Source organism: Methyloprofundus sedimenti (genome assembly GCF_002072955.1).
Lineage (GTDB): Bacteria > Pseudomonadota > Gammaproteobacteria > Methylococcales > Methylomonadaceae > Methyloprofundus > Methyloprofundus sedimenti.
This window is the reverse complement of the sequence record NZ_LPUF01000001.1, coordinates 547422-570846: the sequence shown is the minus strand read 5'-3', so window position 1 is coordinate 570846 and position 23425 is coordinate 547422. Positions and strand designations below refer to the sequence as shown.

Below are 23425 nucleotides of genomic sequence, written 5' to 3'. Positions count from 1 at the left end.
AACCCCAACACTGAGGCTAGGTAAGCCATTGATTGTTGGGGTTCGCAATCTCATTCCAACCTACGGAACTAAAGCGTGTCACTGCTGATAAAATGACGCAGAACGTCAAATATACATTCCCACGCTGAATGTGGAAACAAGAAAAAATGAGGTGAATTATGACTCAAGCCACAAAAAAAGAAACACCCTTAACACTCGATGTCTTTACAACGGGTATCTGGAAAGAAAACCCTGTATTCGTTATGATGCTCGGCCTATGCCCCGTTTTGGCGGTAACTAATTCAGTACTGAACTCTTTGGCCATGGGCATAGCAAGTATTTTTGTACTTGTTTGCTCTAATGCCCTGGTGTCTGCTTTACGCAACTTTATTCCCAAGCAAGTGCGAATCACCACTTATATTATTATCATCGCCACTTTTGTGACCTTGGTAGATTATATTATTCAGGCGGTGAGTCTGGATTTATATAATAGACTCGGTGCTTTTATTCAGTTAATCGTGGTGAACTGTTTAATTCTAGGCCGTGCGGAAGCCTATGCCTCAAAAAACTCATTCACTAAATCAGTAGTGAGTGCATTAGGTATGGGCTTGGGTTTTACTCTGGCACTAGTAATGCTAGGCGGAGTAAGAGAATTATTAGGCGCTGGCCAATTATTGGGCTATCAGGTGTTTAGCACCCAGTTTGAACCTTGGGTAGTGATGATTTTACCACCGGGTGGGTTTATCGTCTTAGGCTGCTGGTTATTACTGATTAATTATCTGAAACAACGTAAAACCAGTAAATTAATATTACGAGATGAAGCAATATCTCACGGTAAGTTGCCATCAGAAAATTATAGCTAAAGACTTGCTCCGGTTATTTCTTAACTACCTATTTGATGGCAGGGCAGCTCACCATTACCAGGTTTTTTCTGGAACCTATATACGAAAATGTCGTCATCTACATACAGAAAGAGCGATTTAGAGATTTTACCTTGCATGCTGATAGATCCAAGAGACTAAAAAGTAACTGCGCACTTAACTTTGACAAATCTCGTTCCCATGCTTTGCGTTACTGCCATTCAGTTAAGACAATGACATAGGATGTGCTGTTGCCTTAACTTAATGGCAAAGCCCCAATAACGATGAAAATCGTTTACCAGGTTCCACGCTGTCTCGTCGTCACAAAACATTAACTATGAAACCAACCGAACTTTTATCCATTATCATTCCTTTTCATAATGAACAGGAAGTGATTAAGGAATGTCAGCAGCGCATATCCGAAGCTGTTAAAACAATCGATATGCAAGTCGAGATGCTTTACGTTAATGACGGCAGTAAAGATAAGACCTTAGCAATTTTAATCGAACTCATGCAGCAGGATGAGCGCATTAAAATTATTGATTTAAGTCGTAATTTCGGTAAAGAAATTGCCATGACAGCGGGGCTTGATGAAGCGAAAGGAGACGCTGTTGTGGTCATTGATGCTGACTTACAAGACCCACCCGAACTGATTGTGGAGATGATCAAAGCCTGGCACGAAGGTTTTGATGTGGTCTACGCTAAACGTATTGAACGCAAAGGCGAGAATTTTTTTAAAAAATTTACCGCGCACCTGTTTTATAAACTGATTAATAAAATCAGTGACCATGAAATCCCGGAAAATGTCGGCGATTTTCGCTTAATGAGTCGCCAGGCTGTCGATGCATTAAATCAGGTACGCGAGCGTAAACGCTTTATGAAAGGTTTATTTTCCTGGATAGGTTTTCCTCAAACTGCCATAGAATACAGTAGAGACCCTCGGCTTGCAGGTGAAACCAACTGGAACTACAAGGAACTCATCAAGTTTGCCATCGAAGGTATCTCTTCCTTTACTCAAGAACCTTTAAGACTGGCGACCTATGCTGGATTTATAACCGCGCTTGGCGCTTTTGGTTTAGGGCTTTTTTATATTATTAAGACTCTGCTATTTGGTGAAGCGATACAAGGCTTCCCGACACTGATTACCGTTATATTATTTTTCTCAGGCGTACAGTTACTATCGATTGGCATTTTAGGCGAATATATCGGACATATGTTTATTGAATCCAAACAAAGGCCACTGTATTTTATAAAAAAAACCTATACTGTTAAATTAGATGATTAAAACCTTCAGTAAGTTATCCCTGGCAATTATTTTTATTGCAATTTTAACACGCCTGTTCGGTATCATTGAATATCCGCTACACGACCCAACCGAAGCCCGGTATGCAGAAATTCCACGCTTAATCATAGAAACTGGCAACTGGATTATGCCACCCTTTGATTATGACTTGCCATTTTGGGGTAAACCACCGCTGACCTTCTGGCTAACTGCCATCTCATTCAAGCTTTTTGGTTATTCTGAATTTGCTGCGCGTTTGCCAGTCTTTTTATTAGCTGGCGTGGTGCTATGGCTGAGCTCCCGCTTCACTAAAGTAATACAGAGTGAGGATAAAGCAGCCTTCAGCAGCATCGTATTATTAAGCACCGCATTGTTTTTTATTGCCAGCGGTGCCGTAATGACCGATATGGCTTTATGCCTGTGTATCAGTTTATCCATGATTGGCTTTTGGCATGCCTTAAACAATCCAGATGCACAACAAGCCAGACAATGGAGCTATTTATTCTTTGTTGGTTTGGGTTTTGGCTTATTAGTTAAAGGTCCTATTGTCGGCGTATTAGTCTTACTGCCCCTTATTGCCTGGGTTATTCTGGAAAAACAATGGCTGGCCGCCTGGCAGCAGGTCCCTTGGTTTAAAGGTTCTGCACTGATGCTATTAATAGCGGTACCCTGGTATATCATCGCGGAAATTGATAGCCCCGGGTTTATCAATTATTTTTTAGTCGGCGAGCATTTTAAGCGTTTTGTCGATCCAGGCTGGCATGGTGATTTATACGGAGTTGCACATAAGCATACGCGAGGAAAAATCTGGCTGCTATGGCTATTTGCCAGTTTCCCCTGGTCTTTGATATTTTTAGGCAGTGTTTTAAGCTGGCCTTTAAGAAAAAATAAAACCATTACGCTCAAAAATTCCTGTCAGGGAAGTCTCCACAGCTATCTAATATTTTGGGCTATTGCGCCTATGGTTTTTTTCACCTTTTCGGGTAATATTCTTTACACTTATGTATTACCCGGGCTACCTGCTTTTGCCATCATGGTTACTGAAATGCTATGTCTGCGCTTTGACATCAGATCGATCATGCAAAGCAAATGGCTGTATGCGGGGCTAATCATTCCAGTTGCTGGTCTATTATTTATGGGACTGGTATGGACTGCGCCTGAAAAATTAAACTTTGAGAAAAACCAGAAATATTTAGTCGAAATTTTTAAAAATTCCAGGCAATCAGATAAAAGCCAGCTATCGTATGCAGGCGAGCGTTTGTTTTCGATTGACTTTCACACACAAGGCCGCGCCGGACGTATAAAAATAGATGAACTATCACTAACTGCATTACAAACTAATTCAGTTGAAGATTATATAATTGTGGAAACAAATAATATCCCCAGACTACCTTCCAGCCTATTACAAAACTTTGAACTTATTGCAGAGTACCGCAAATATGCACTGTTAAAAGAGAAATAACCGGCGTATGCACCGCAACAACTTCTTCAACACTTTTTTCGTTATTTTATTTCTGGTGGCCTGGCCACAGCGGTACATTTCTGCGCATTAATTGCTCTGCTGGAATACCAGCTGACCACGCCTTTACATGCAAGCATGATCGGCGCTGCCTGTGGATTTTTAGTGAATTACCATATTCAATTTCACTGGACATTCAAGGTGAGCGGACCACATAGTCGATTTTTCATGCGTTACCTGATTGTTAGCGGTACCATGTTTGGGCTAAATGCAGTAATTTTCTGGCTAGCGACGACCCCTGAATTATTTGCATTATTAAAGAACCTCGCCTATCCTAAGCTAATCCCGCAACCCAAAAATATTGCTTACTGGTATGTGCAAGTGATCGCCACAGGTATCGTTTTTTTATGTAATTTTCTGGTTAACCGCTATTACACGTTCAGGCCCATTAAGGAACGAGAATTCAATAATGCCCGAGTCTGACTTGTCTTTTGGCTTCACAGCCGCGCTAGAAAACCAGTTGCGTAGCCTGCTATGCGCCTGTTTTCCTAACACGCCTGTGAAGCCAAAATCCTGTGCCATACTTTCGGGTATTATTAAACCCTCGTTCCTGAACAACCAAAACCTGTACAATTATAATCTTTATTTCGACAAGGTAACATCATGAACCCGGAATCTCTCAGTTTTATCTTTCTCAGTGCGTTTTTGATTAACAACTTCGTGCTAGCGATGTTTTTAGGCCTATGCCCGTTTGTCGGAGTTTCGGCTAAACGCGACACCGCCTTTAATATGGGACTGGCGACCATGTTTGTCATGTTTGTCAGCTCCACCTGTTCTTATGGTATTAATCTGGTGCTAACAGCGTTTGACCTGGAATTTCTTCGTCTTATCAGCTATATTGCCTTGATTGCCTCGTCTGTTCAGCTAGTTGAAATGGTGCTTAAGAAATTCAGCCCTGTTTTGTTTAGAGCTTTGGGTATATTCCTGCCTTTAATCACCACTAATTGTGCCATTTTGGGCGTTGCACTATTTCAAACTTCGCGTGAATATGACTTTTTACAATCAGTGTCTTTCAGCTTAGGTGCAGGTGCCGGTTTTGCTCTTGCTATAGTGTTAATGGCTGGACTACGGGAAAAACTGGAATTATCTAATTTACCCAATATTACCCAGGCCGCCGCATTAAGCATGATGCTGGCAGGCATTTTATCCCTGACGTTTATGGGCTTTGCCGGTCTTGGTGGAGCGACAGCATAAAAAGGACTTCAGTCCGCTAATAACCAATAGACTAACTATATCAACTAATATTGATATAGTTAGTGGAGTACAATAGCTTTAGAGACTGTGAAAGTATTATGCGTAGGTTTGGGGTGAAGCATAAACCCCAACAATGAGGCTAGGTAAGCCATTGATTGTTGGGGTTCGCAATCTCACCCCAACCTTGTATATTAAACATATCTCTTAAACACAAGATTATTTAACACAAAACAATTATAGTAATAACTGATTTTCTGGGGAAGCCGGCCCAACCTTAAGCTTTGAGCTTGCTCGTAGATTGGCTCCCCACCCTCGTCATCCATGCCGTGGAGTATCTGAGACCTGTAAGCTATGCTTCTGAGTCTGCATTCACAAGGACGGTAGGTGAAGTGTCAGGGTTGGGAAACCAGTGATCATTATAATACTTAATATGGGATAAAAAATGAATACTGTCGGAATTGATGTGAGTTGCAAGGAATTAGTTGTTGTCGTCATGGTTAATGGTAAGGCACGTAAAGCGAAATCCTTTGATAATACCCCTTTAGGTCATCAATCAATTATTCAGTCTTTAACAAAACTTAAAGGAGAAACAAAGGTTTGCATCGAGGCAACAGGCATCTATCATTTTGATTTAGCTGTCGCTCTTAGTCGAGCAGACGGTATTGAAGTGATGGTGATTAACCCCAAAGCCGCACACAACTTTGCTAAAGCCTTAATGACGCGCAGCAAAACCGATGCGATTGATGCAGAGAATTTAGCGATTTATGCTGAAAGAATGCCTTTTGAAGCCTGGGAGCGTCCAGCCGATGAATGTATTAGCTTAAGAGCGACTGCGCGTCGTATTGCCGCCTTAAGTAAGCAAAAAACACAAACTAAAAACCAGCTTCATGCTTTGGAATCAACAGTGGAAACACCTGTGCTGGTGATTGAACAGACAGAGCAGTTGATTGATATTTTAGACGCACAAATTAAAACCTTGCGCGACAGTGCACTTAACCTTATTCATCAAAATGAAGATCTGAAGCAAGCTTATACATTAATCACCGGCATCAAAGGGATTGCACAAGCCTCAGCGGTACAAATACTGAGTGAACTGATGATCTTGCCTAAGGATATGACTGCGCGGCAGTGGGTTGCTCATGCAGGGTTGGATCCAAGGATATTTGATTCAGGTAGTAGCGTATCTAAAAAGCCACGCATTAGCAAAGTGGGTAATAAATATATTCGTCAGGCCTTGTATATGCCAGCTTTGGTTGCCAGCCGATTCGAGCCGAATATTCAAGGCTATTATCATCACTTGATTGAGGATAATGGCTTAAAGAAAGTACAAGCGGTCTGTGCTGTGATGCGTAAATTATTACACGCCATCCATGGCATGTTACGTACTAACAAAAAATTCGATGGGGCTCGTTTTTATACGTTACCTATCACTATAAATGCATAAAAATATAAATTTTTATGCATTCACCCTTGCGTTTTAATAGAGTATCTACGGAGCCTGTCCTTTTAGGTATATTATTGAATACTTTCACAGTCTCTTCAGCTATTGCTGTTACGGAAATAGCTAAAGCTATTTCGCTCCTAGCGCTATTTTCCTCTTAAATAGGTGTCTCACAAAAATTACGGAGAAAACAAATGCTAAATTTCATTATTGCAATGGCCGTTATATTTGTACTGATGATTGCCTGGATCTATATCCAGCAATTCGCCAGGAAATATGCCGCCAAACACCCTGAATTTGGTGCCATGAAAGAAGAAGGATTAGGTTGCGGCAAAAACTGTGGCTGTAAAGGTGGCGTGTGTGAGAAATAAATCTTCGCCAACCCTATAAGTTATTAATCGTTAATGTTAATCAAACCTTTGCCTCCGTCCTACCATGCTGTCAGACTGACCGCGGCTAAATCATTTATGAATTGGCCATTTATATCACTTGGGCTGGCAATTTCAGGAACTATATTCTTAAAACATAAAATTAAACACATGGATCGCTTAGCCGTAAATCACTAGAAAGCTATAGCTAATCAAATCAACCACGGCTTTGTATGTCGTCGGTAAGGCGCTCTTGACAATCATCCGTGCGGCCACATCTTATTAATAAATCCTGTACCTGCTGAAAAACGTTCCGGTCATCCGGGATTGACAGCATAATAGCTAAATAAAAATCCTATATTAACAATAACTATTACGTCCTATGGATGTGGACAAGTTAAAATCTGATTAATGTTCAGTTCTGCCCTGTAAGCTGGTTCGTACTATCCATGCTTATACGCCGGCTTCGGCGCCAGGTATTTTTATATCAAGGCTTAAAACGTATATATTTCCGATAAGGCGAGCCATACTTCCAGGTAAATGCCTCGGTGTAATAATGCATCAAAGAAAAATACCCGATCAAACCCACGGTCACTGCCTGCCTGATTTCCATGCCGAAGAAAAATTGCGTAAGCGCATCAACCCATTGATCTCCATACCTTTGTAAGAGAAAGGTCAAGGCAAAGGAAAGTAACGGCAGCACGATAAAAACATTGAGCTTTATTTTTGCAGCCCAGCGATATAAAAAATTCTGTGGATGCCCGGCATGCTTATTTACATCATGCGTCACATAAAAAACATAAGCCGTTGCATCATGCACCAATCTTGGAATTAAGATTGCCAGAAAATAATATTGCTGTGCATAAAAATAAAAACTGGTAATAATCAATAAGGAGTTTGACCACATAAATAAACAACCAAACCGAGTCTTTACATACCGCTGACACCAGAAAGTGCATAATAGTAAGCAAATAATCAGGCCACCAGCCGCCTGTTTAACCCATTCTGCCTGTTGAACAGTTAAAGTATTTTTTAAAAAAATCCCCATATATACGCTAATTCCCGCGCCTATGCTTAACCACAATAATAAATAAAATGCCCAGCCAGGCAATTGATAAATCCCTCGCCCTACCCCATGCTGCTGTTTTAAAACATGATAAACAGTCCACGAAGCGACCATGATATAAAGCACATAATACGAAAGCACCTGACTCGCTATGGAAAAAAACAGCATAAGCGCCAAAGTCATAAACAGAATTTTTTTCTGATAAAAAGTAAAATATTCTTTATTAGTCGTGATTAAAATTCCACTGGCAAGAATATGCGGCGTACCAAATAGCAATTGAAAGATGATGAAGTGACTTGGGCTACTCGGTAAAAATTGCAATAAAGCACCACCAAAAGCATAGCTGTCGGTCAGTTGCAAAATCATGCATAAAGGGATAATGGCATACAGGCTCAGCAATAGCTTATAAGAAACGGCAAGCGGTGCATTGCCTTGGGCAGGGCTAGCAGTAAGTGTAGTCATAAAGGCTTTTATTATTATTGTTATTATCTGTTACTAACGTTACACTGTTTTAACTATAAATTTCAAGCCCCGCTCTGCTTTTATGTCCTTTACACTGCACGCTGCACTAAAAAAAGATTGTACCGAACTCGGCAAACTGGAATTATGTCGTGTTTTACTGATGAATGATAGCCAGTTCCCCTGGCTGATACTGGTACCTGAGCGAGAGAATATCACCGAAATACACCAGCTTGCTAGTGCTGATCAACAACAGTTAATGCGTGAATCCAGCTATATCGCAGAGCAACTGGCAACCCTGTACCATGCCGATAAAATGAATATCGCTGCCCTGGGTAATATGGTTCCGCAACTGCATATTCATCATGTAGTGAGATATAAAACCGACAAAGCCTGGCCGGCTCCCATTTGGGGAAAGTTTGATGCACAAGACTATTCAGCAAAAGATCTTGAAAATACGCTAGACCTGCTGAAAGAATTAATAAATAGTTCAAAAGTAAAATAGTTTTTATGCCTTATTGATCTGCTTTGAACTCAGAATATGAGAAAACTATGCATAAACCTCTGCTACAAAACGGCATATTTCATATTACCCCTAAAGTAGTTTACACTTCTCTATTTTTGAAGTGCTGGGAGCGCGGGCAGCTTGCCCGCTTTTATTGGCTGTCGTTTTTAACACAGGACATATTGAAAACTGTAGGGCGTGGCTTCAGCCCGCCAATGCCAGAGATCATTTAAAGGCGGGCTGAAGCCACGCCCTACAAGTCTATTGAATGTCCGGTCTTAAGTTTGTAGCCCTTTTATTAACCATACGCGGGCGAGCCCCGCGCTCCCAAGTAAAAAACAACAAAAGTGTCAACTGGGAAATGAAGGATGCCTACAAAACAATGAAAGGTAAATCAATTTTTAACGACAGAAAAAATAACCATCGCCAGCCGATCTTACAAGCGTAATCCACCTAATAGATCAGATACCATAAAACCTGAGGTGATGGCACCTTCATGTAAGCCATCATAAAGATAGGCGCCGGCATGGTAGGTATTATTCTCGCCGTTTGTTTCCAGAACTTCCTGGCGATAACGGATAGCCTCTACATTATAAGCAGGCGTTGTATGCTGCTGTGTATCAATCACTTTTTCCGCGGCTATTTGTTGTTGCAGATTATAGGCAAGGCTAAAATGGGTATCCGAATGGGAGTCTATGCCACATAAGCGGTCTAAATAAGCATTGTAGCCACAGCCTTGATTACCTTTATTCTGGAAAAGATCAAATTCACAAAAATAAGTCACACCAAAATTTTTGTAAATTGAAGTATCCGAATGAATCACCGTATCGATAACATTTTCTTTCCACGCCTGAAAGCGCTTGATTTCGCTTTCCGAAGGATCTTTCAATAAGTTCAGCACCTGGCCTGGAGTTGTGGCGAAAATAATTTTGTCAAAATGCTGCTGCTCCCCATTCAGCATTGTTATTTGCACACCGGTTGCAACCCTGGTGACTTCCTCGAGCCTTGCAGCACAATGAATTGTGCCACGAAAATCAGCCAGGATTTTTTCTATATAGGTATAGACGCCCCCTTCAATACGATCCCACCTGGTAAACATGCCCGAGTTTGCGAGTAATGGCATGCCAATTTCCGCCGGAAAATCATCAATCGTTGTATAAGGCATGGAATAAGCATACATAAGTAGCATTTTTAGCCACCTCGCACTGATATCATTACCTAAATAATCTGAGACCGGACGATGACGCAATGAATCCTGGCTAGCGAAAGTTATCCTGGCAAGAATACACAAGTACGACAACATAACAGGAGTCTGTTTAAGGGTTTGGAAAATCTGTTCCCATCTGGTTTTACAACCATAACGGATTGCTCCCGTGGATTTGTAATAATCACCATTGGCAAGGAAAAGTTCGCTGGAAACTTGAACCTCTTCGAGTTTAACCTGAAGCTCATGCATTAATTTATGAAAATTCGGGAAATTATCACGCTGGAATTCGATCACTCCGTTATCGAGGGTCATGCGATGATCCAGAGAGTCACAACGAATATTTTTATTCAGCGTGCGTATATTTCCACCCAGAACCGGTGCTTTTTCAAACACTGTGACATCATGTACTTTATCCAGTAGATAAGCGGCCGTCATGCCTGCCGCACCGCCGCCCACTATGGCAATTTTCATGAAAGATCTGCATCCAGGACCGAATCGCCGGATAACTTCTCGTACAATACGCAACCTGTTCTGATTGTACCGGTAAAACTGGGCGCACCTGATGATGCGTTGCAAAAGTAGAAATTCTTCAGTGATGTTCTGTGATCCAGACGCCCGGCAGAAAAATTTTCCGGCGTCAGGTTCGATCCATAGGAGTTCCCCTCGGGGGCAGCACAGAAACTTTCGTTGGTGGTCGGACTGCCAGTCATTTTAAAGACTATAAAATCCCGGAAATTAGGCACGTATTTTTGCTCTATGATGTCGATCATGGCGTCAAAAATCTGTTTTTTCATTTTCCTGTATGCACCTGCATCGCGAATCTTCAGGTCATGAAAATAATGATAGTTGGCAACCGTTATAAACTGAATGATCTGCTCTCCTTCCGGACAATCACCAGGGTCATCGGTAAGGAATCCCGGTGTAGTCACGCCAAAACTGAGGGCGCTGTAATCGGCTCGATCATACATATCGTCAAAAGCTTTATTTAGATCAGCTTGTTCGCTGTGAAATAAGTTCCAGCGGCCAAAACCGAAATCACTTAAATCAATGCCCTTAACGACACAATAAGCGACAAAATTCGAAGGCGAGTATTCATAATCAAGTTTAGCCCGTACGGAACTGGAAAAATGATGCTTACCAATCATAGCGGCCGCATGTTGCGGATCAATATTACAAATAATATCCTGTCCATAATGCTCTTGAAACACAGTACGGTCTTGCATGTCTATGGTTTTTACACCCGCCACTCGATTTTCATCGAGGATGAAGTTTGTTACCTTTTGCTGGTAAATAATTTCCCCGTCATTTTCCATAATGACTTTGACCAATGAATCTATAACGTGTGCAAAATGATGCGTTGGATAATAGGCACCGCGGCAATACCCTGTAAACAGAGCTGTCCAGGCAAAGAAAGAAAGTTTTTTTGGCGGCAATAGAAAGTCTGGCCACTGAAGAGCCAAAAGAGTTTGCGCCTCTAGCGGTAATTTAAATGCATCAAATACATCCTGCAACGTAGACTTGTGATATTTAATAACTCGCTGATTACCAAGCGCATGGCTCAACACATAAGCAATACCAGGATGTTCTGGAAGTTTTTTTATTTCCGCTGCGGTGAGCCATACTTCATTGATAAAATTACGTATTGGACCGGCATGTTCGGGAAAAAGTTTAGCCAGGCGTGCCGATAATTGCTCTTTATCAAAAGGGATATCCAGCTCGTACCCGGGTATGCGCATATGATCGTAACCGTTCGCATCGTACTGCTCAAAGGTAACCGCCTGTTCAAGACCCAGTTTCCTGAGAAACATGTTTACCGTTTCCCCTGCTCCGCAATTCCAGACATAATGCAGTTGCGCATTAAACCGGTATTTGTCACCTTCAACAAAGGTATGACCGTACCCCCCGGGAATTCATGCGCTTCAAGAACTTTTACTTTCTTTCCGGCCTTGGCCATTAATGCCGCAAAGGATAAACCGGCAAGTCCGCTACCCAGTATCAGATAGTCGGGGGCTGAATTTGGCTGTGTGTTTGGCATCTTGGCACCTACGGGAATGAATTAATAAACAATCTGGTTTTTTTGATTTTGTACTAAGCAGACAGGGCGTCAGCGAGAGCCCGCAGCACCTTTGCCCCATCACCATGCCATGCACTACCGTGCATACATGCAAGCGTTGTGGGTTCAGTAGCTGCCAGGCGTTCAAGCATCATATCTGCATTTTTAGTGTGTGAGAAGTAATCCATTTCATGTCGGAAGGCTTCACTGGGTCCGAGAATATCCGTTTCTGTAAGCGCGGGTAAATCCCTGCCGCCCTGGGTAAAAAGATCGCCGCATAGCAATGTTCGCGTGCGTTCTTCAGTCAGAAAGCCGCATTCCCATGCATGTGGCAAATGGGGGGCATCAAACCAGCGCACACGATGTGTGCCCAAAGAAATCATCTCACCGTCAGCGATAGCACGAGGAGCACGATCAGCAAGATCTTCAATTGAGACCATGGCCGCAACCGTACCACAAAGAGGCATGGACTGAGGAGCTACGGCAAGCCATTCGTTAAGTGATCCACATTCGTCCGATTCAACGTGGGAAAAGGCTATATAGCGCAGTCGTTCGACCGGAAGTATGCTCTGAATTGCTTCACGCACAAGAGGAAACATTCTTCGTGGACCTGTATGAAATAACAAGGGTTCATCATCGACAATGAGGTACTGGTTAAATGAAAAACCACCTCCCCCCTGGATGACAACTGGCGTATTGATGCGATAAATCCCGTCGGAAACTTCATGTACGTTGGTTCCCGATTCACTATTTATAATGCTCATGATTCTCTCCTCGCAATATAGCCCACCACGACCATTAAAACCAGCATTTGAGTCAGAATTAGCTGATTAATCTCTATCGTTATTCGGCTGTTTTGATCAATTACAGCATACACCATTTAAAATAATATACATGCGCAAAATAATTCAAAATGCCAATTAACTGTGTGCTACCTAAGACGCCTATATAAGCATACTGTCTGTTTATTAATTCTGCTAATACCTGCTGGTCTGTTTGGTGGCTATGGGTCATGATAAAGACATAGGCCTGCTCACCCGCTTCAATATGCTGGCTAATCCCGGCATAAGAACTAATTGCCAAACTTGTTTTTGCTGCAAAGCATTATGAATATCTTGCAATACAGTTAAATCAGTCAGCGTACAAGGATAATACAAAACTGTTTGCGAGCCGCCACATACCTGCCCTGTACCATTATGTTGCACACAAAACAAGCGCGAACAACTATCCTGTTGTATTAATGCAAGCGCCTGCTCAGATAAATCATATTCAATTTGTCCGCCGCCTAGGGTACCAAATCGTGTCCCGTCGGCAGTAATGGCCATTTTAGCCCCTGCCTTGCCAGGTGAACTGCCATGGCTATCAACGACAAATAATAAAGCCAGGGCTTGCTTGTTGTTTAAAGTATGAATGCAGTGACGCCAGAATTCAGCTTGTTGTTGCAAAAAGCACCTCGCTTAAGGCAAAGTAAATCACCGTTAATGCTGAATAAATAGAGCTGACCAGAAAACGCCAGCGAAAAAAAATAACATTCTGAATCAAATAATTTGCCAGCAAGGAAAACGGGAAACAAAAGATAAATGACTCCGTAGCAACCACTAATATATCTGGCGAGATCGTCTGCCATTGCCCGGAAAACAGTTTGATAAACAACAAATGTCTGGCAATCCATAAAGGATTAAAAAACAGTCCGGCAGCGATGGTGCGCTTAAAGGCATTCGGATATCCCTGCCTATTAAACCGGCGTTGTAAATGCGCAAAATAAGAAGGGATTTCCCAGGCATAAAGACTCCCGCCCAATACCATCATCCCCAGCATACGCTGATACAAAAAGTCTCCTGCTATCAGAGTGCCTATACTATCACCCGCTGCAAAAAGGACAGCCCCGGTGACGACATTATGCCAGCTGATGCCTGCCATCAGGCTTTACTATACAAGGCTAACAGAACTTTCTCTGCAGTCATCGGTGCTGAAAAAACAGGCGTATAATCAGGGTTAAAACGTTGTATCGCTTTCACTAAGTCAATAAAGGCAATACCAAAATACACAGGCATGATTGTCATCGCTTTTTCTCTACAGCATGACTGTTAATAACTGGCAGATAATACATGCTGCCATTAATACGTTGACCTGACAATAACAGACAAGCACCACAATCACCTTCCCTGCAGGCTTCTCTTGTGCCTGTTAACTTTTGGTCCCTGCGCAGAAAGTCGAGTAACACCATTCCTTCGCTTAGGTCGTGGCTAATGTGTTGACGATTTAACAAAAAGTCTGACATATACATTATTCCGTAAAATGAGTCATATTCCTCGCAACTACAGTGCGCTTTATAGCAGCTAACAATCCTCGCAATGCTATGCTATTTTTTCCTAAGAATTACACTGCATTACAAGCAACAAAGGCTGTAAACATCAGGTGCTGAACCGGTTTCACCAGCGCCATGCGGATACAAAATACTTAAATATACTTCGCACAATCACGCTTGAAAAGCCTTATAGCGAACTGAATTTTTGAGAGCAAGACACCGAAACAATGGTGTCTTTCACTTTACTATAATGCATAGCACCAGCAAGACAAATACCTTAAAATGATTTTTTATATCATAGCAGAACCCTGTGAATTAATGGCGCAGACTTTAACCCTACCCCCGAACTAATGAAACTCAGCATCCCCAAAAAATCCTTCCAGTTTTCTTCGCGCCTCAACAAGGCATTTTTAATGCCCGCCAGATACATTATTATGTTGCTGGGACTCAGCATGCTGACCGGGCTATTAACCGGTATTATTGGCACCTTGTTTCATATCTGTGTCGATGCCGTATTTCAATGGCGTAATGGATTTATTCAACAATTTAATCAGCATCCGATACTACAATGGTTACTGCCAGCCGTCAGTACAGCACTCATGCTATATCTGGCCGTATTAATCGTACGCCGTTTTGCCCCTGAAGCTGGAGGTAGTGGCGTACAGGAAATCGAGGGAGCTCTTGAAGGCTCCAGAGACATCCACTGGCAACGCTTACTCCCGATCAAATTTATTAGTGGAGTATTAACCATTGGCAGCGGTATGGTCATGGGACGGGAAGGACCGACCATACACATGGGTGGCAACATCGGACATATGATCTCAGTGATATTTAAAACCAGCAGCGACAACAGAAATACTCTCATAACTGCCGGTGCAGCAGCAGGACTTTCAGCGGCGTTTAACACGCCTCTGGCTGCAATCTTGTTTGCTGTGGAAGAGATGCGTGCGCAGTTTAAATACGGAACTTATTCGGTCCAAGCCGTTGCGATGGCTGTTTTTGTTGCGGCTGTCGTGGTTCGATTGTATATGGGGCAAGTGCCGGCGATCAATATGTCACATTTTGCCGCAGCGCCACTAAAGTCATTACCTCTGTTTTTAATTCTGGGGCTGATCTTCGGCATCCTGGGCATACTGTTTAACCGTTATCTGATTATCGGCCTGGATTTGTTTTCCAGGAACAGGAGCTCAAACAACACTTTATTAATTTTACTCACCGGAGGTGTCATTGGATATTTGGGCAGTATATGGCCTGAAACTACCGGCAGTGGAGACCTGACTCTACTTTGGGCCATGCAACATACCGGTGCGATCAGTTTATTGATTGTATTGTTTTTCATACGTATTGGCACCACGATACTCAGTTATAGCAGCGGCGCACCCGGGGGGATATTTGCGCCAATGCTGGCATTAGGTACGCTATTAGGTTTATGGTTCGGACATTATGTAAACGTCTATTTTCCAACTCTAAATTTACAACCGGGCATATTTGCCGTAGCAGGAATGGGTGCGCTATTTGCGGCAACAGTCAGGGCACCGCTAACAGGAATCGCTTTAAGCATAGAATTAACCAATAACTACACACTTATCCTGCCTTTAATATTAACGGTCGCTACTGCCACCGTTACTGCAGAATTACTGGGTGGAAAGCCGATATACAGTATTTTATTGCAGCGTATACTGAAGCGGGATAAACAACTCTGAAAGATCCAGCAAAAGCACATACTCTATATGCATTAAAATGGCGCTAAAGTTTTGCCTTAAACATCATAAAACAGGATAGCAGCATGTATCAAGAGCACGCAGAGTGCGGAAAACTACCGGAATTATTACAGCGATTAGGCGAGGATCTGACTAATTATCTTCGTTTTGAGCACCCCGATGCCATGTGCAATGAAGAGAGCTGGAAAACTGCACTGGGCGGACCTTTACCTGATCAAGGCATAGGCTGTGAACAGCTACTCGATATCATCGGACAACATCTCATCCCCAATGGATCTCAAGTCCCGAAACCAGGCTGCACGTCTTTCATCACTACCGGAGCCACATCAATAGGGGTACTGGCCACTTTGAGTGGTGTTGTTGCAGCGCCTCAACGAGTCGGTTTAACGGCTTTTAACTATCTTGAGGAGCTATCCCTGCAATGGATGGCAGAGATGTTTGCTCTACCTTCAACAATGAAAGGTATCTATAGCAGTGGCGGTTCTGTAGCCAATTTAGTTGCACTGGGAGCTGCCAGACAATGGGCATTTGAACGACTGGGCCTTAATCCGGCTGAAAATGGCGTACAAAAGCCTTGTCGAATTTATGCAAGTAGTGCATGCCATCGCACTATTCATCGCGCTGCTGCTGTACTGGGAATGGGACGCTCTGCTGTCATTACTATTGCTACCGATAATAACGGACGGTTATGTCCAAACGCATTACGCCGGCAACTTCAGGCAGATGCTAACACTGGTTTTGTACCTGTTGCAGTAGTGGCTAATGCAGGAACGACAAATACCGGTGCCATTGACCCGCTGCGTGAAATTGCTGAAATAGCTGCGGCATACCAGATCTGGTTTCATGTGGATGGAGCTTATGGTCTACCCGGCATACTTGATCCGCGTATACGGCCTCTTTATGAAGGCCTGTCACTCGCCGATTCGGTAATTGTCGATCCACATAAATGGCTCGGTGCTCCAGTGGGAATCGGTGCAACTTATGTGCGCGACCGTAGTATTCTAAATCGGGCTTTTAGTCAGGGGGCTGCGGATTATCTTGAAGGAGCTTGTCATGATGACAATATTCAAAACTCCATGCTCAGTATGGGGGTTCCTTACCATGATTTTGGCGTTGAATTATCTGCGCCTTCACGTGGTGCAGTCGTATGGGCATTAATTCGTGAAATCGGTAAAACGGGTATGCGGGAACGCATTTGCCGCCATAATGATATGGCGCGGTTGGTGGCGGATTTGGCCCGTAAACACCCTGCCCTGGAAGTGGTACAGGAGCCTACTTTGTCGATATGCTGTTTTCGATATGTAAGTGATAAAGTACAAAACTTGAACGACCTCAACAAGCAGATCCATCGCCATTTAGTTCAAGACGGGCGCTGCATTCCCAGCACTACAATCTTAAATGGCATCCTGGTGATTCGTCCTTGTTTTGTCGGGGCCAGAACGACCGAGCAACATGCAAGAGAACTGGTAGACGCAGTTGTTGAAACCGGGAATAATCTGCTCAGGGATATGCATCCAACAACTTGAGCAACCTGTTTTTTGGGGAGCGCGGACGGCCCGTCTGCATTGCGCAAGCAAGCTGCCTGCGCGCCTAAGATAAGAAAATTATTTGATACATATTTCGGCTACAAACTTAAGACGGGACATTCAATAGACTTGTAGGGCGCGGCTTTAGCTCGCCTTTAAATGATCTCTGGCATTGACGGGCTGAAGCCGCGCCCTTGTATATTAAACATATCTCTTAAACACAAGATTATTTAACACAAAACAATTATAGTAATAACTGATTTTCTGGGGAAGCCGGCCCAACCTTAAGCTTTGAGCTTGCTCGTAGATTGGCTCCCCACCCTCGTCATCCATGCCGTGGAGTATCTGAGACCTGTAAGCTATGCTTCTGAGTCTGCATTCACAAGGACGGTAGGTGAAGTGTCAGGGTTGGGAAACCAGTGATCATTGTAATACTTAATATGGGATAAAAAATGAATACTGTCGGAATTGATGTGAGTTGCAAGGAATTAGTTGTTGTCGTCATGGTTAATGGTAAGGCACGTAAAGCGAAATCCTTTGATAATACCCCTTTAGGTCATCAATCAATTATTCAGTCTTTAACAAAACTTAAAGGAGAAACAAAGGTTTGCATCGAGGCAACAGGCATCTATCATTTTGATTTAGCTGTCGCTCTTAGTCGAGCAGACGGTATTGAAGTGATGGTGATTAACCCCAAAGCCGCACACAACTTTGCTAAAGCCTTAATGACGCGCAGCAAAACCGATGCGATTGATGCAGAGAATTTAGCGATTTATGCTGAAAGAATGCCTTTTGAAGCCTGGGAGCGTCCAGCCGATGAATGTATTAGCTTAAGAGCGACTGCGCGTCGTATTGCCGCCTTAAGTAAGCAAAAAACACAAACTAAAAACCAGCTTCATGCTTTGGAATCAACAGTGGAAACACCCGTGCTGGTGATTGAACAGACAGAGCAGTTGATTGATATTTTAGACGCACAAATTAAAACCTTGCGCGACAGTGCACTTAACCTTATTCATCAAAATGAAGATCTGAAGCAAGCTTATACATTAATCACCGGCATCAAAGGGATTGCACAAGCCTCAGCGGTACAAATACTGAGTGAACTGATGATCTTGCCTAAGGATATGACTGCGCGGCAGTGGGTTGCTCATGCAGGGTTGGATCCAAGGATATTTGATTCAGGTAGTAGCGTATCTAAAAAGCCACGCATTAGCAAAGTGGGTAATAAATATATTCGTCAGGCCTTGTATATGCCAGCTTTGGTTGCCAGCCGATTCGAGCCGAATATTCAAGGCTATTATCATCACTTGATTGAGGATAATGGCTTAAAGAAAGTACAAGCGGTCTGTGCTGTGATGCGTAAATTATTACACGCCATCCATGGCATGTTACGTACTAACAAAAAATTCGATGGGGCTCGTTTTTATACGTTACCTATCACTATAAATGCATAAAAATATAAATTTTTATGCATTCACGCTTGCGTTTTAATAGAGTATCTACAGTTTTCAATATGTCCCGTGTTAAAACGATAGCCCATATTTCCAAGCAAAACATCTAAGCGTCATACGCGCCTCGCAATCCATTATTGCGCAAGGTATAAGCGCCATACGTGCCTCGCAATCCATTATCGCGCAAGGTATAATTTAAGATTGGCCAGTTCCTTGAAAAACCCTACGGTTTGTATCAGACTCTGTTAAATACAAGACTGCTATTTACCCTTCTACAAAGAGATTCCTATGGAAAGAAATGAAGCAATGTCCTTTATGCATAAGTTATTAAAACTAATGCTGGATAAAGATGGCTCTGACTTATACATTACTGCTGATTTTCCCCCCGCCATAAAAATTAAAGGCATTATGACTCCTCTGTCAACACAGGCCTTATCTGCGAATGATTCACAAGAGCTTACCCAGTGCATTATGAATGATAAGCAGTTAAAAGAATTTGAAGAAACCAAAGAGTGTAATTTTGCCATCGCACCTGCAGGCCTTTGTCGCTTTCGGGTCAACGCCTTTGTTCAACAAGGCATGCAAGGCCTGGTAATACGAACTATTGCTGCTGAAATCCCCAGCTTTGAAAAACTCGGTCTGCCTGCTGTGCTGAAAGACATTATTATGTCCAAAACCGGCTTGATCATTATGGTTGGTGGTACAGGCTCCGGCAAGTCAACATCAATGGCATCCATGCTGGATCATCGTAATGAAAACAGTTATGGTCATATTATCACTATTGAAGATCCCATCGAATATGTACATAAACATAAAAACTGCGTCATTATGCAACGTGAAGTGGGGGTTGATACTAGCGATTGGGAAATCGCATTACATAACACCTTACGTCAGGCGCCTGATGTCATTGTCTTGGGTGAGATTCGTAATAAGGAAATTATGAATTTTGGCATAGAATTTTCACAAACAGGTCACCTGGCACTTGCCACATTGCATGCAAACAACGCAAATCAGGCGATAGATCGTATCCTGGGCTTCTTTACAGCAGAAACACAAATCAAACTGAAACAGGATCTGTCCTTAAATGTACGTGCCATTATTTCTCAGCGTCTGATAAAAACATTGGATGGCGAGCGCTGTGCAGCCATTGAAATTTTAATTAATACACCTCTGATCTCGAATTTAATTGCCAAAGGAGATGTCTCTGGCATCAAAGCTATTATGACTAAATCACGAGAACTCGGCATGCAGACCTTTGATCAGGCTATTTTTGCATTATTTCAGGAAGGCCGGATTAGCTATGAAGAAGCCCTTAGAAATGCAGACTCAGCCAATGAGTTACGCCTAAAGGTCAAATTTGATGCAGGCAGTACTATAGATAACAGGGGCTTATCACTACAGTCTACCGAAGAAGAAGAAGAAGAAGAAGATGCTGATGATGAAGACCAGATGTAAAACAAGCTAGACCGCTCTACTGTGGATACCTTGAAAAAAAACAACCTATATTCAGTCCAACTCAAAAACGAATACAAGCACTATGGATATCTCACCCTATATAAAATTAATGGTCGAAAAAGATGCCGACAGTTTGCATTTAAATGTTGGCTCAGCTCCTCGCTTACGGCTAGAAAAACAGGAAAAAGCAGTTGGTAGCAACATATTAAGCAGTGAAATACTACATACGCTATTCACAGAACTGACTGATCACACGCAAAGATTAGAGTTTTCTATCGATAAATCACTCAGGTTTGCTGCACCATTATTTGGTGAAATCGAGTTTATTATTGAACTGACAGAACAGGAGGGTGAACTTTCTTTGATTATCAGTAAAGATAAACGCAATCCAATAGCAAGCTTGCCCGTTCGGGAAAATATACAAGTCTTTGGCGAGGCACCTGCAGAACAGTTAGACATCCTGCCCTATCTGGAAAAAGTTGTCCAAATGGAAGGCTCTGACCTGTTTCTTACTTCAGGCTCTTCGGTTAAAACAAAAGTCTATGGTGCCGCAGTTGAACTGGATAGTTATCTACTGACACCCGGGTTAACAAAATCAGCTGCCTATGCCATTATGAACGCAGATCAGATTGAGGAATTTGAAAAAACCAAAGATCTGGACTTTGTCATAAGTCTTCCTGATGACAGTGCACGGTTTCGGGTCAACGTGTTTTATCAACGCCGCACCGTAGGCATAGTCTTGCGTTTGATTCCTGCAACTATTCCGACCACTGAAGAGCTTGATCTGCCTGAAGTATTATCTGAACTGATTATGTATAAACGTGGATTATTACTGATAGTAGGGGGCGCCGGATCGGGTAAATCAACGTCTTTAGCTGCAATGATTAATCACCGGAATTTAAATGCTGCAGGACATATTTTAACCATCGAGGATCCTGTTGAATTCTCACATCCCAACTTAAAATCTATCGTAAACCAGCGAGAAGTTGGGGTTGATACCGCCTCTTATGCGCGCGCCCTGAAAGCCAGCTTTCGTGAGGCACCGGATGTTATTCTAATTGGCGAGATTCGCGATCGCGAAACGATGGAAGCGGCATTAGAACTCGCCAACACGGGGCATTTATGTATTTCCACTTTACACGCCAATAATGCCAACCAGGCATTGAAACGAATTATCAATATGTTCCCTCAGGCGTATCATAAGCAATTATTTATGGATCTTTCCAGCAACTTGAACGCCGTTATTTCCCAGCGCCTGATTCCTGATTTACAGGGTAAACGCTGTGCCGCCATTGAAATTATGATCAACACTCCGCATATTGCCAATTTGATTTTAAAGGGTGACTTGAATGAAATTAAAGTGGCAATGAAAACCAGTGGCAACAAGGGCATGAAAGTTTTTGATGATGCCTTATTGGAATTATACAACGCAAAGCGTATAAGCCTGGAAGAAACTCTGAAAAATGCAGATTCACAAAATGATCTGGAAGCAAAAATTAATTTTGGTTAATTATTAACTTGTCAAGTTTGGGGTGCCGGCTAAAACCTACCCCCCAAAGTAGCTCATAAAACCTGGACAAGTATAGCGTTTCAATTTCTAAATCATTGCAAATGGCTTATGCGCTCTGCAAAGAATTGACTAATACATCCTGATAATAACGTATCCGATCAATATATCTGACTGGCTCCATACCCCTGGCATAGCCATATTTTAAATTTTTATAATATTTCTTTTGGCTTAATAGCGGAAATACTTCTTTTACATCAAGCCAGGTGCTCGGGTTTTTACCTAATTCGCTAGCCAGTTTTCTGGCGTCCAGCAGGTGTGCAAAACCGATATTGTAAGCAGCCAGAGCAAACCAAATCCGATCTTCTGCTGCAACATCCTCAGGCACTTTTTTTAGCATCTGGTTCAGATATTTTGCGCCTCCTTTAATGCTCTGGTGGGGATCGGTACGTTTTTTAATGCCTATTGCTTTAGCAGTCGCCTCGGTCAGCATCATTAATCCTCTAACGCCGGTGTGGCTGAGCGCCTCGGGGTTCCAGTTAGACTCCTGATATGACTGGGCTGCCAGTAAAGTCCAGGGAATCTCATATTGTTCTGCGACTTCTCTGAAGGCAGATCCGTATTCCTGTAATCGCGATTTAATCCGCTTTAAATAAATATGGTTATTATAAAAATCAAACATATCAACGTAGCCATAATAGCGTTCATCGATGATATTCAAAGCCGAGTTGCTTTCTGATTTTTCAAACCAGTCATTAATATATTGCTTGAAAGCAGCAGAATCTGGAGGCAGCACCCAGGCTAGACTTTGTTCTTCTGAAAACGGGAATGCTTCTTTTAAATCGGGATAATAACGGTGATTCAAGGAAAATACACTGGAATCCACTATGGTACAATCAACTTCTTTGCTAACCAGTTTTTCCAGTATTTGCTCAGCCGATAGCTCGCTGGTGGTTTCCCATTTTAGTTCCGGGTAGTCTTGTTGTTGCTCTTGCAAAGCCTCTTCATAACTACTGTCAGCGACAACCAGTATTGACCTGTTTAGTAATTCACTGGTATCTTTAGGAAGTATAGACTGACGGTGACAAACCACTTGTTGCTGCACTGCTTTATAGTCAGGGCCAAAAAGGTACTTCTGTTCACGCGTATCTGTTCGTGTCAATCCTGCCGCTGCAATATGACCTTCTCCACTGTTGATAGCATTCAGCAAATCTTCAATATTATCGAGCACTTTATATTCCACTTCGACATTCAGTGAGTCCGCCAAAGCTTTAGTCAAATCATATTCAAATCCCGCCGGTTCGTCATCCGTACCAAGGTAGTAAGTTGTTTGTGAATTCAGTGTCAGTACAATTAATTTATCCTGTCGAAGTAGATCTTTCATTACCGGATCGGTTTCGGTTTCACTACAACTGATAAACAGGAAAGCAGAAATCATCAAAAATGCTAGGATTTTAAATAGTCTGGACAATATTTTTCTCCGCATGGTTTTTGTTGAAATAGTGACCTGACAATAAAACTTTT

Annotated in this window: 24 protein-coding genes; 13 read left to right on the top strand and 11 right to left on the bottom strand. The window is 42.5% G+C overall.

Features of this window, described 5'->3' with window-relative positions; translation table 11 throughout:
- Window positions 1–158: 158 nt before the first annotated feature.
- The 7 genes from rsxE (at window position 159) to AU255_RS20235 (ending at window position 6646) form a co-directional block, all read left to right on the top strand.
- On the top strand, window positions 159–842 hold the full coding sequence (gene rsxE / locus AU255_RS02395) for an electron transport complex subunit RsxE (protein ID WP_080521394.1): 684 nt from the start codon (window positions 159–161) through the stop codon (window positions 840–842).
- Between the two features lie 334 nt (window positions 843–1176).
- Window positions 1177–2124 (top strand): glycosyltransferase family 2 protein, encoded by a 948-nt coding sequence (locus tag AU255_RS02390; protein WP_080521393.1) that lies wholly within the window; start codon window positions 1177–1179, stop codon window positions 2122–2124.
- Window positions 2117–3583 (top strand): ArnT family glycosyltransferase, encoded by a 1467-nt coding sequence (locus tag AU255_RS02385; protein ID WP_080521392.1) that lies wholly within the window; start codon window positions 2117–2119, stop codon window positions 3581–3583. Before AU255_RS02390 ends, AU255_RS02385 begins: the two co-directional genes overlap by 8 nt.
- Window positions 3584–3631: 48 nt before the next feature.
- Window positions 3632–4063 carry a GtrA family protein gene (locus tag AU255_RS02380; protein ID WP_080521391.1) on the top strand — a complete coding sequence of 144 codons (432 nt, stop codon included), beginning with the start codon at window positions 3632–3634 and terminating at the stop codon, window positions 4061–4063.
- Between the two features lie 180 nt (window positions 4064–4243).
- On the top strand, window positions 4244–4834 hold the full coding sequence (locus tag AU255_RS02375; RefSeq protein ID WP_080521390.1) for an electron transport complex protein RnfA: 591 nt from the start codon (window positions 4244–4246) through the stop codon (window positions 4832–4834).
- A gap of 442 nt (window positions 4835–5276) precedes the next feature.
- The gene (locus AU255_RS02370; protein WP_080521378.1) at window positions 5277–6278 is read left to right on the top strand and encodes an IS110 family RNA-guided transposase; all 1002 of its coding nucleotides are present in this window, start codon (window positions 5277–5279) and stop codon (window positions 6276–6278) included.
- Window positions 6279–6469: 191 nt separating this feature from the next.
- Window positions 6470–6646, top strand: a complete 177-nt coding sequence (locus tag AU255_RS20235) for a hypothetical protein (RefSeq protein ID WP_198942521.1) — start codon at window positions 6470–6472, stop codon at window positions 6644–6646.
- Window positions 6647–7130: 484 nt separating this feature from the next.
- Here AU255_RS20235 and AU255_RS02365 read toward each other — a convergent pair whose 3' ends face one another.
- The gene (locus AU255_RS02365) at window positions 7131–8171 is read right to left on the bottom strand and encodes a hypothetical protein (protein WP_080521389.1); all 1041 of its coding nucleotides are present in this window, start codon (window positions 8169–8171) and stop codon (window positions 7131–7133) included.
- Window positions 8172–8253: 82 nt separating this feature from the next.
- Between AU255_RS02365 and AU255_RS02360 the strand changes: the two genes are divergently transcribed.
- Window positions 8254–8673 (top strand): HIT domain-containing protein, encoded by a 420-nt coding sequence (locus AU255_RS02360; protein WP_080521388.1) that lies wholly within the window; start codon window positions 8254–8256, stop codon window positions 8671–8673.
- A gap of 436 nt (window positions 8674–9109) precedes the next feature.
- Here the strand turns inward: AU255_RS02360 and AU255_RS02350 are convergent, their stop codons facing one another.
- From AU255_RS02350 to AU255_RS02320, 9 genes are all read right to left on the bottom strand, one after another.
- Window positions 9110–10351, bottom strand: coding sequence for an FAD-dependent oxidoreductase (locus tag AU255_RS02350; RefSeq protein WP_080521386.1), 1242 nt, complete (start codon window positions 10349–10351; stop codon window positions 9110–9112).
- A complete protein-coding gene (locus AU255_RS02345) occupies window positions 10348–11688 on the bottom strand; it encodes a phytoene desaturase family protein (RefSeq protein ID WP_198942520.1) in 1341 nt (446 codons plus the stop codon). Before AU255_RS02345 ends, AU255_RS02350 begins: the two co-directional genes overlap by 4 nt.
- Window positions 11689–11690: 2 nt before the next feature.
- Window positions 11691–11915, bottom strand: coding sequence for an NAD(P)-binding protein (locus AU255_RS20230; RefSeq protein ID WP_198942519.1), 225 nt, complete (start codon window positions 11913–11915; stop codon window positions 11691–11693).
- Window positions 11916–11968: 53 nt separating this feature from the next.
- Entirely contained in the window at window positions 11969–12697 is a 729-nt protein-coding gene (locus AU255_RS02340) for an oxygen-binding di-iron domain-containing protein (protein WP_080521385.1), read from the bottom strand.
- A gap of 100 nt (window positions 12698–12797) precedes the next feature.
- Window positions 12798–12947: a hypothetical protein gene (locus AU255_RS21265; RefSeq protein ID WP_080521384.1), complete on the bottom strand. Its 150-nt coding sequence runs from the start codon at window positions 12945–12947 to the stop codon at window positions 12798–12800.
- Complete coding sequence (locus AU255_RS02330; RefSeq protein WP_080521383.1) at window positions 12944–13378, bottom strand: XdhC family protein; 435 nt, start codon at window positions 13376–13378, stop codon at window positions 12944–12946. The genes AU255_RS21265 and AU255_RS02330 overlap by 4 nt, the downstream gene beginning before the upstream one ends.
- Complete coding sequence (locus tag AU255_RS02325) at window positions 13362–13853, bottom strand: hypothetical protein (RefSeq protein WP_080521382.1); 492 nt, start codon at window positions 13851–13853, stop codon at window positions 13362–13364. Before AU255_RS02325 ends, AU255_RS02330 begins: the two co-directional genes overlap by 17 nt.
- Complete coding sequence (locus tag AU255_RS20000) at window positions 13853–13996, bottom strand: hypothetical protein (RefSeq protein ID WP_158083033.1); 144 nt, start codon at window positions 13994–13996, stop codon at window positions 13853–13855. Before AU255_RS20000 ends, AU255_RS02325 begins: the two co-directional genes overlap by 1 nt.
- Complete coding sequence (locus AU255_RS02320; protein WP_080521381.1) at window positions 13993–14214, bottom strand: 2Fe-2S iron-sulfur cluster-binding protein; 222 nt, start codon at window positions 14212–14214, stop codon at window positions 13993–13995. The genes AU255_RS20000 and AU255_RS02320 overlap by 4 nt, the downstream gene beginning before the upstream one ends.
- A 377-nt stretch (window positions 14215–14591) precedes the next feature.
- Here AU255_RS02320 and clcA point away from each other — a divergent pair, with 377 nt between their 5' ends.
- The 5 genes from clcA (at window position 14592) to AU255_RS02295 (ending at window position 21904) form a co-directional block, all read left to right on the top strand.
- Window positions 14592–15944, top strand: coding sequence for a H(+)/Cl(-) exchange transporter ClcA (gene clcA / locus AU255_RS02315; protein ID WP_080521380.1), 1353 nt, complete (start codon window positions 14592–14594; stop codon window positions 15942–15944).
- Between the two features lie 83 nt (window positions 15945–16027).
- Window positions 16028–17488: a pyridoxal phosphate-dependent decarboxylase family protein gene (locus tag AU255_RS02310; RefSeq protein ID WP_080521379.1), complete on the top strand. Its 1461-nt coding sequence runs from the start codon at window positions 16028–16030 to the stop codon at window positions 17486–17488.
- Between the two features lie 452 nt (window positions 17489–17940).
- The gene (locus tag AU255_RS02305; RefSeq protein ID WP_080521378.1) at window positions 17941–18942 is read left to right on the top strand and encodes an IS110 family RNA-guided transposase; all 1002 of its coding nucleotides are present in this window, start codon (window positions 17941–17943) and stop codon (window positions 18940–18942) included.
- Between the two features lie 285 nt (window positions 18943–19227).
- Entirely contained in the window at window positions 19228–20394 is a 1167-nt protein-coding gene (locus tag AU255_RS02300) for a PilT/PilU family type 4a pilus ATPase (protein ID WP_080521377.1), read from the top strand.
- A gap of 82 nt (window positions 20395–20476) precedes the next feature.
- A complete protein-coding gene (locus AU255_RS02295) occupies window positions 20477–21904 on the top strand; it encodes a PilT/PilU family type 4a pilus ATPase (RefSeq protein ID WP_080521376.1) in 1428 nt (475 codons plus the stop codon).
- 106 nt (window positions 21905–22010) lie between these two features.
- Here AU255_RS02295 and mltF read toward each other — a convergent pair whose 3' ends face one another.
- Window positions 22011–23372, bottom strand: coding sequence for a membrane-bound lytic murein transglycosylase MltF (mltF, locus tag AU255_RS02290; RefSeq protein ID WP_158083031.1), 1362 nt, complete (start codon window positions 23370–23372; stop codon window positions 22011–22013).
- Between the last annotated feature and the right edge of the window lie 53 nt (window positions 23373–23425).

Bases quoted from the DNA above. Each gene is read 5' to 3' on its own strand.
- rsxE (WP_080521394.1), top strand. From the start codon at position 159: ATGACTCAAGCCACAAAAAAAGAAACACCCTTAACACTCGATGTCTTT.
- AU255_RS02390 (WP_080521393.1), top strand. From the start codon at position 1,177: ATGAAACCAACCGAACTTTTATCCATTATCATTCCTTTTCATAATGAA.
- AU255_RS02385 (WP_080521392.1), top strand. From the start codon at position 2,117: ATGATTAAAACCTTCAGTAAGTTATCCCTGGCAATTATTTTTATTGCA.
- AU255_RS02375 (WP_080521390.1), top strand. From the start codon at position 4,244: ATGAACCCGGAATCTCTCAGTTTTATCTTTCTCAGTGCGTTTTTGATT.
- AU255_RS02370 (WP_080521378.1), top strand. From the start codon at position 5,277: ATGAATACTGTCGGAATTGATGTGAGTTGCAAGGAATTAGTTGTTGTC.
- AU255_RS20235 (WP_198942521.1), top strand. From the start codon at position 6,470: ATGCTAAATTTCATTATTGCAATGGCCGTTATATTTGTACTGATGATT.
- AU255_RS02365 (WP_080521389.1), bottom strand. From the start codon at position 8,171: ATGACTACACTTACTGCTAGCCCTGCCCAAGGCAATGCACCGCTTGCC.
- AU255_RS02360 (WP_080521388.1), top strand. From the start codon at position 8,254: ATGTCCTTTACACTGCACGCTGCACTAAAAAAAGATTGTACCGAACTC.
- AU255_RS02350 (WP_080521386.1), bottom strand. From the start codon at position 10,351: ATGAAAATTGCCATAGTGGGCGGCGGTGCGGCAGGCATGACGGCCGCT.
- AU255_RS02345 (WP_198942520.1), bottom strand. From the start codon at position 11,688: ATGTTTCTCAGGAAACTGGGTCTTGAACAGGCGGTTACCTTTGAGCAG.
- AU255_RS20230 (WP_198942519.1), bottom strand. From the start codon at position 11,915: ATGCCAAACACACAGCCAAATTCAGCCCCCGACTATCTGATACTGGGT.
- AU255_RS02340 (WP_080521385.1), bottom strand. From the start codon at position 12,697: ATGAGCATTATAAATAGTGAATCGGGAACCAACGTACATGAAGTTTCC.
- AU255_RS21265 (WP_080521384.1), bottom strand. From the start codon at position 12,947: ATGACCCATAGCCACCAAACAGACCAGCAGGTATTAGCAGAATTAATA.
- AU255_RS02325 (WP_080521382.1), bottom strand. From the start codon at position 13,853: ATGGCAGGCATCAGCTGGCATAATGTCGTCACCGGGGCTGTCCTTTTT.
- AU255_RS20000 (WP_158083033.1), bottom strand. From the start codon at position 13,996: ATGACAATCATGCCTGTGTATTTTGGTATTGCCTTTATTGACTTAGTG.
- AU255_RS02320 (WP_080521381.1), bottom strand. From the start codon at position 14,214: ATGTCAGACTTTTTGTTAAATCGTCAACACATTAGCCACGACCTAAGC.
- clcA (WP_080521380.1), top strand. From the start codon at position 14,592: ATGAAACTCAGCATCCCCAAAAAATCCTTCCAGTTTTCTTCGCGCCTC.
- AU255_RS02310 (WP_080521379.1), top strand. From the start codon at position 16,028: ATGTATCAAGAGCACGCAGAGTGCGGAAAACTACCGGAATTATTACAG.
- AU255_RS02305 (WP_080521378.1), top strand. From the start codon at position 17,941: ATGAATACTGTCGGAATTGATGTGAGTTGCAAGGAATTAGTTGTTGTC.
- AU255_RS02300 (WP_080521377.1), top strand. From the start codon at position 19,228: ATGGAAAGAAATGAAGCAATGTCCTTTATGCATAAGTTATTAAAACTA.
- AU255_RS02295 (WP_080521376.1), top strand. From the start codon at position 20,477: ATGGATATCTCACCCTATATAAAATTAATGGTCGAAAAAGATGCCGAC.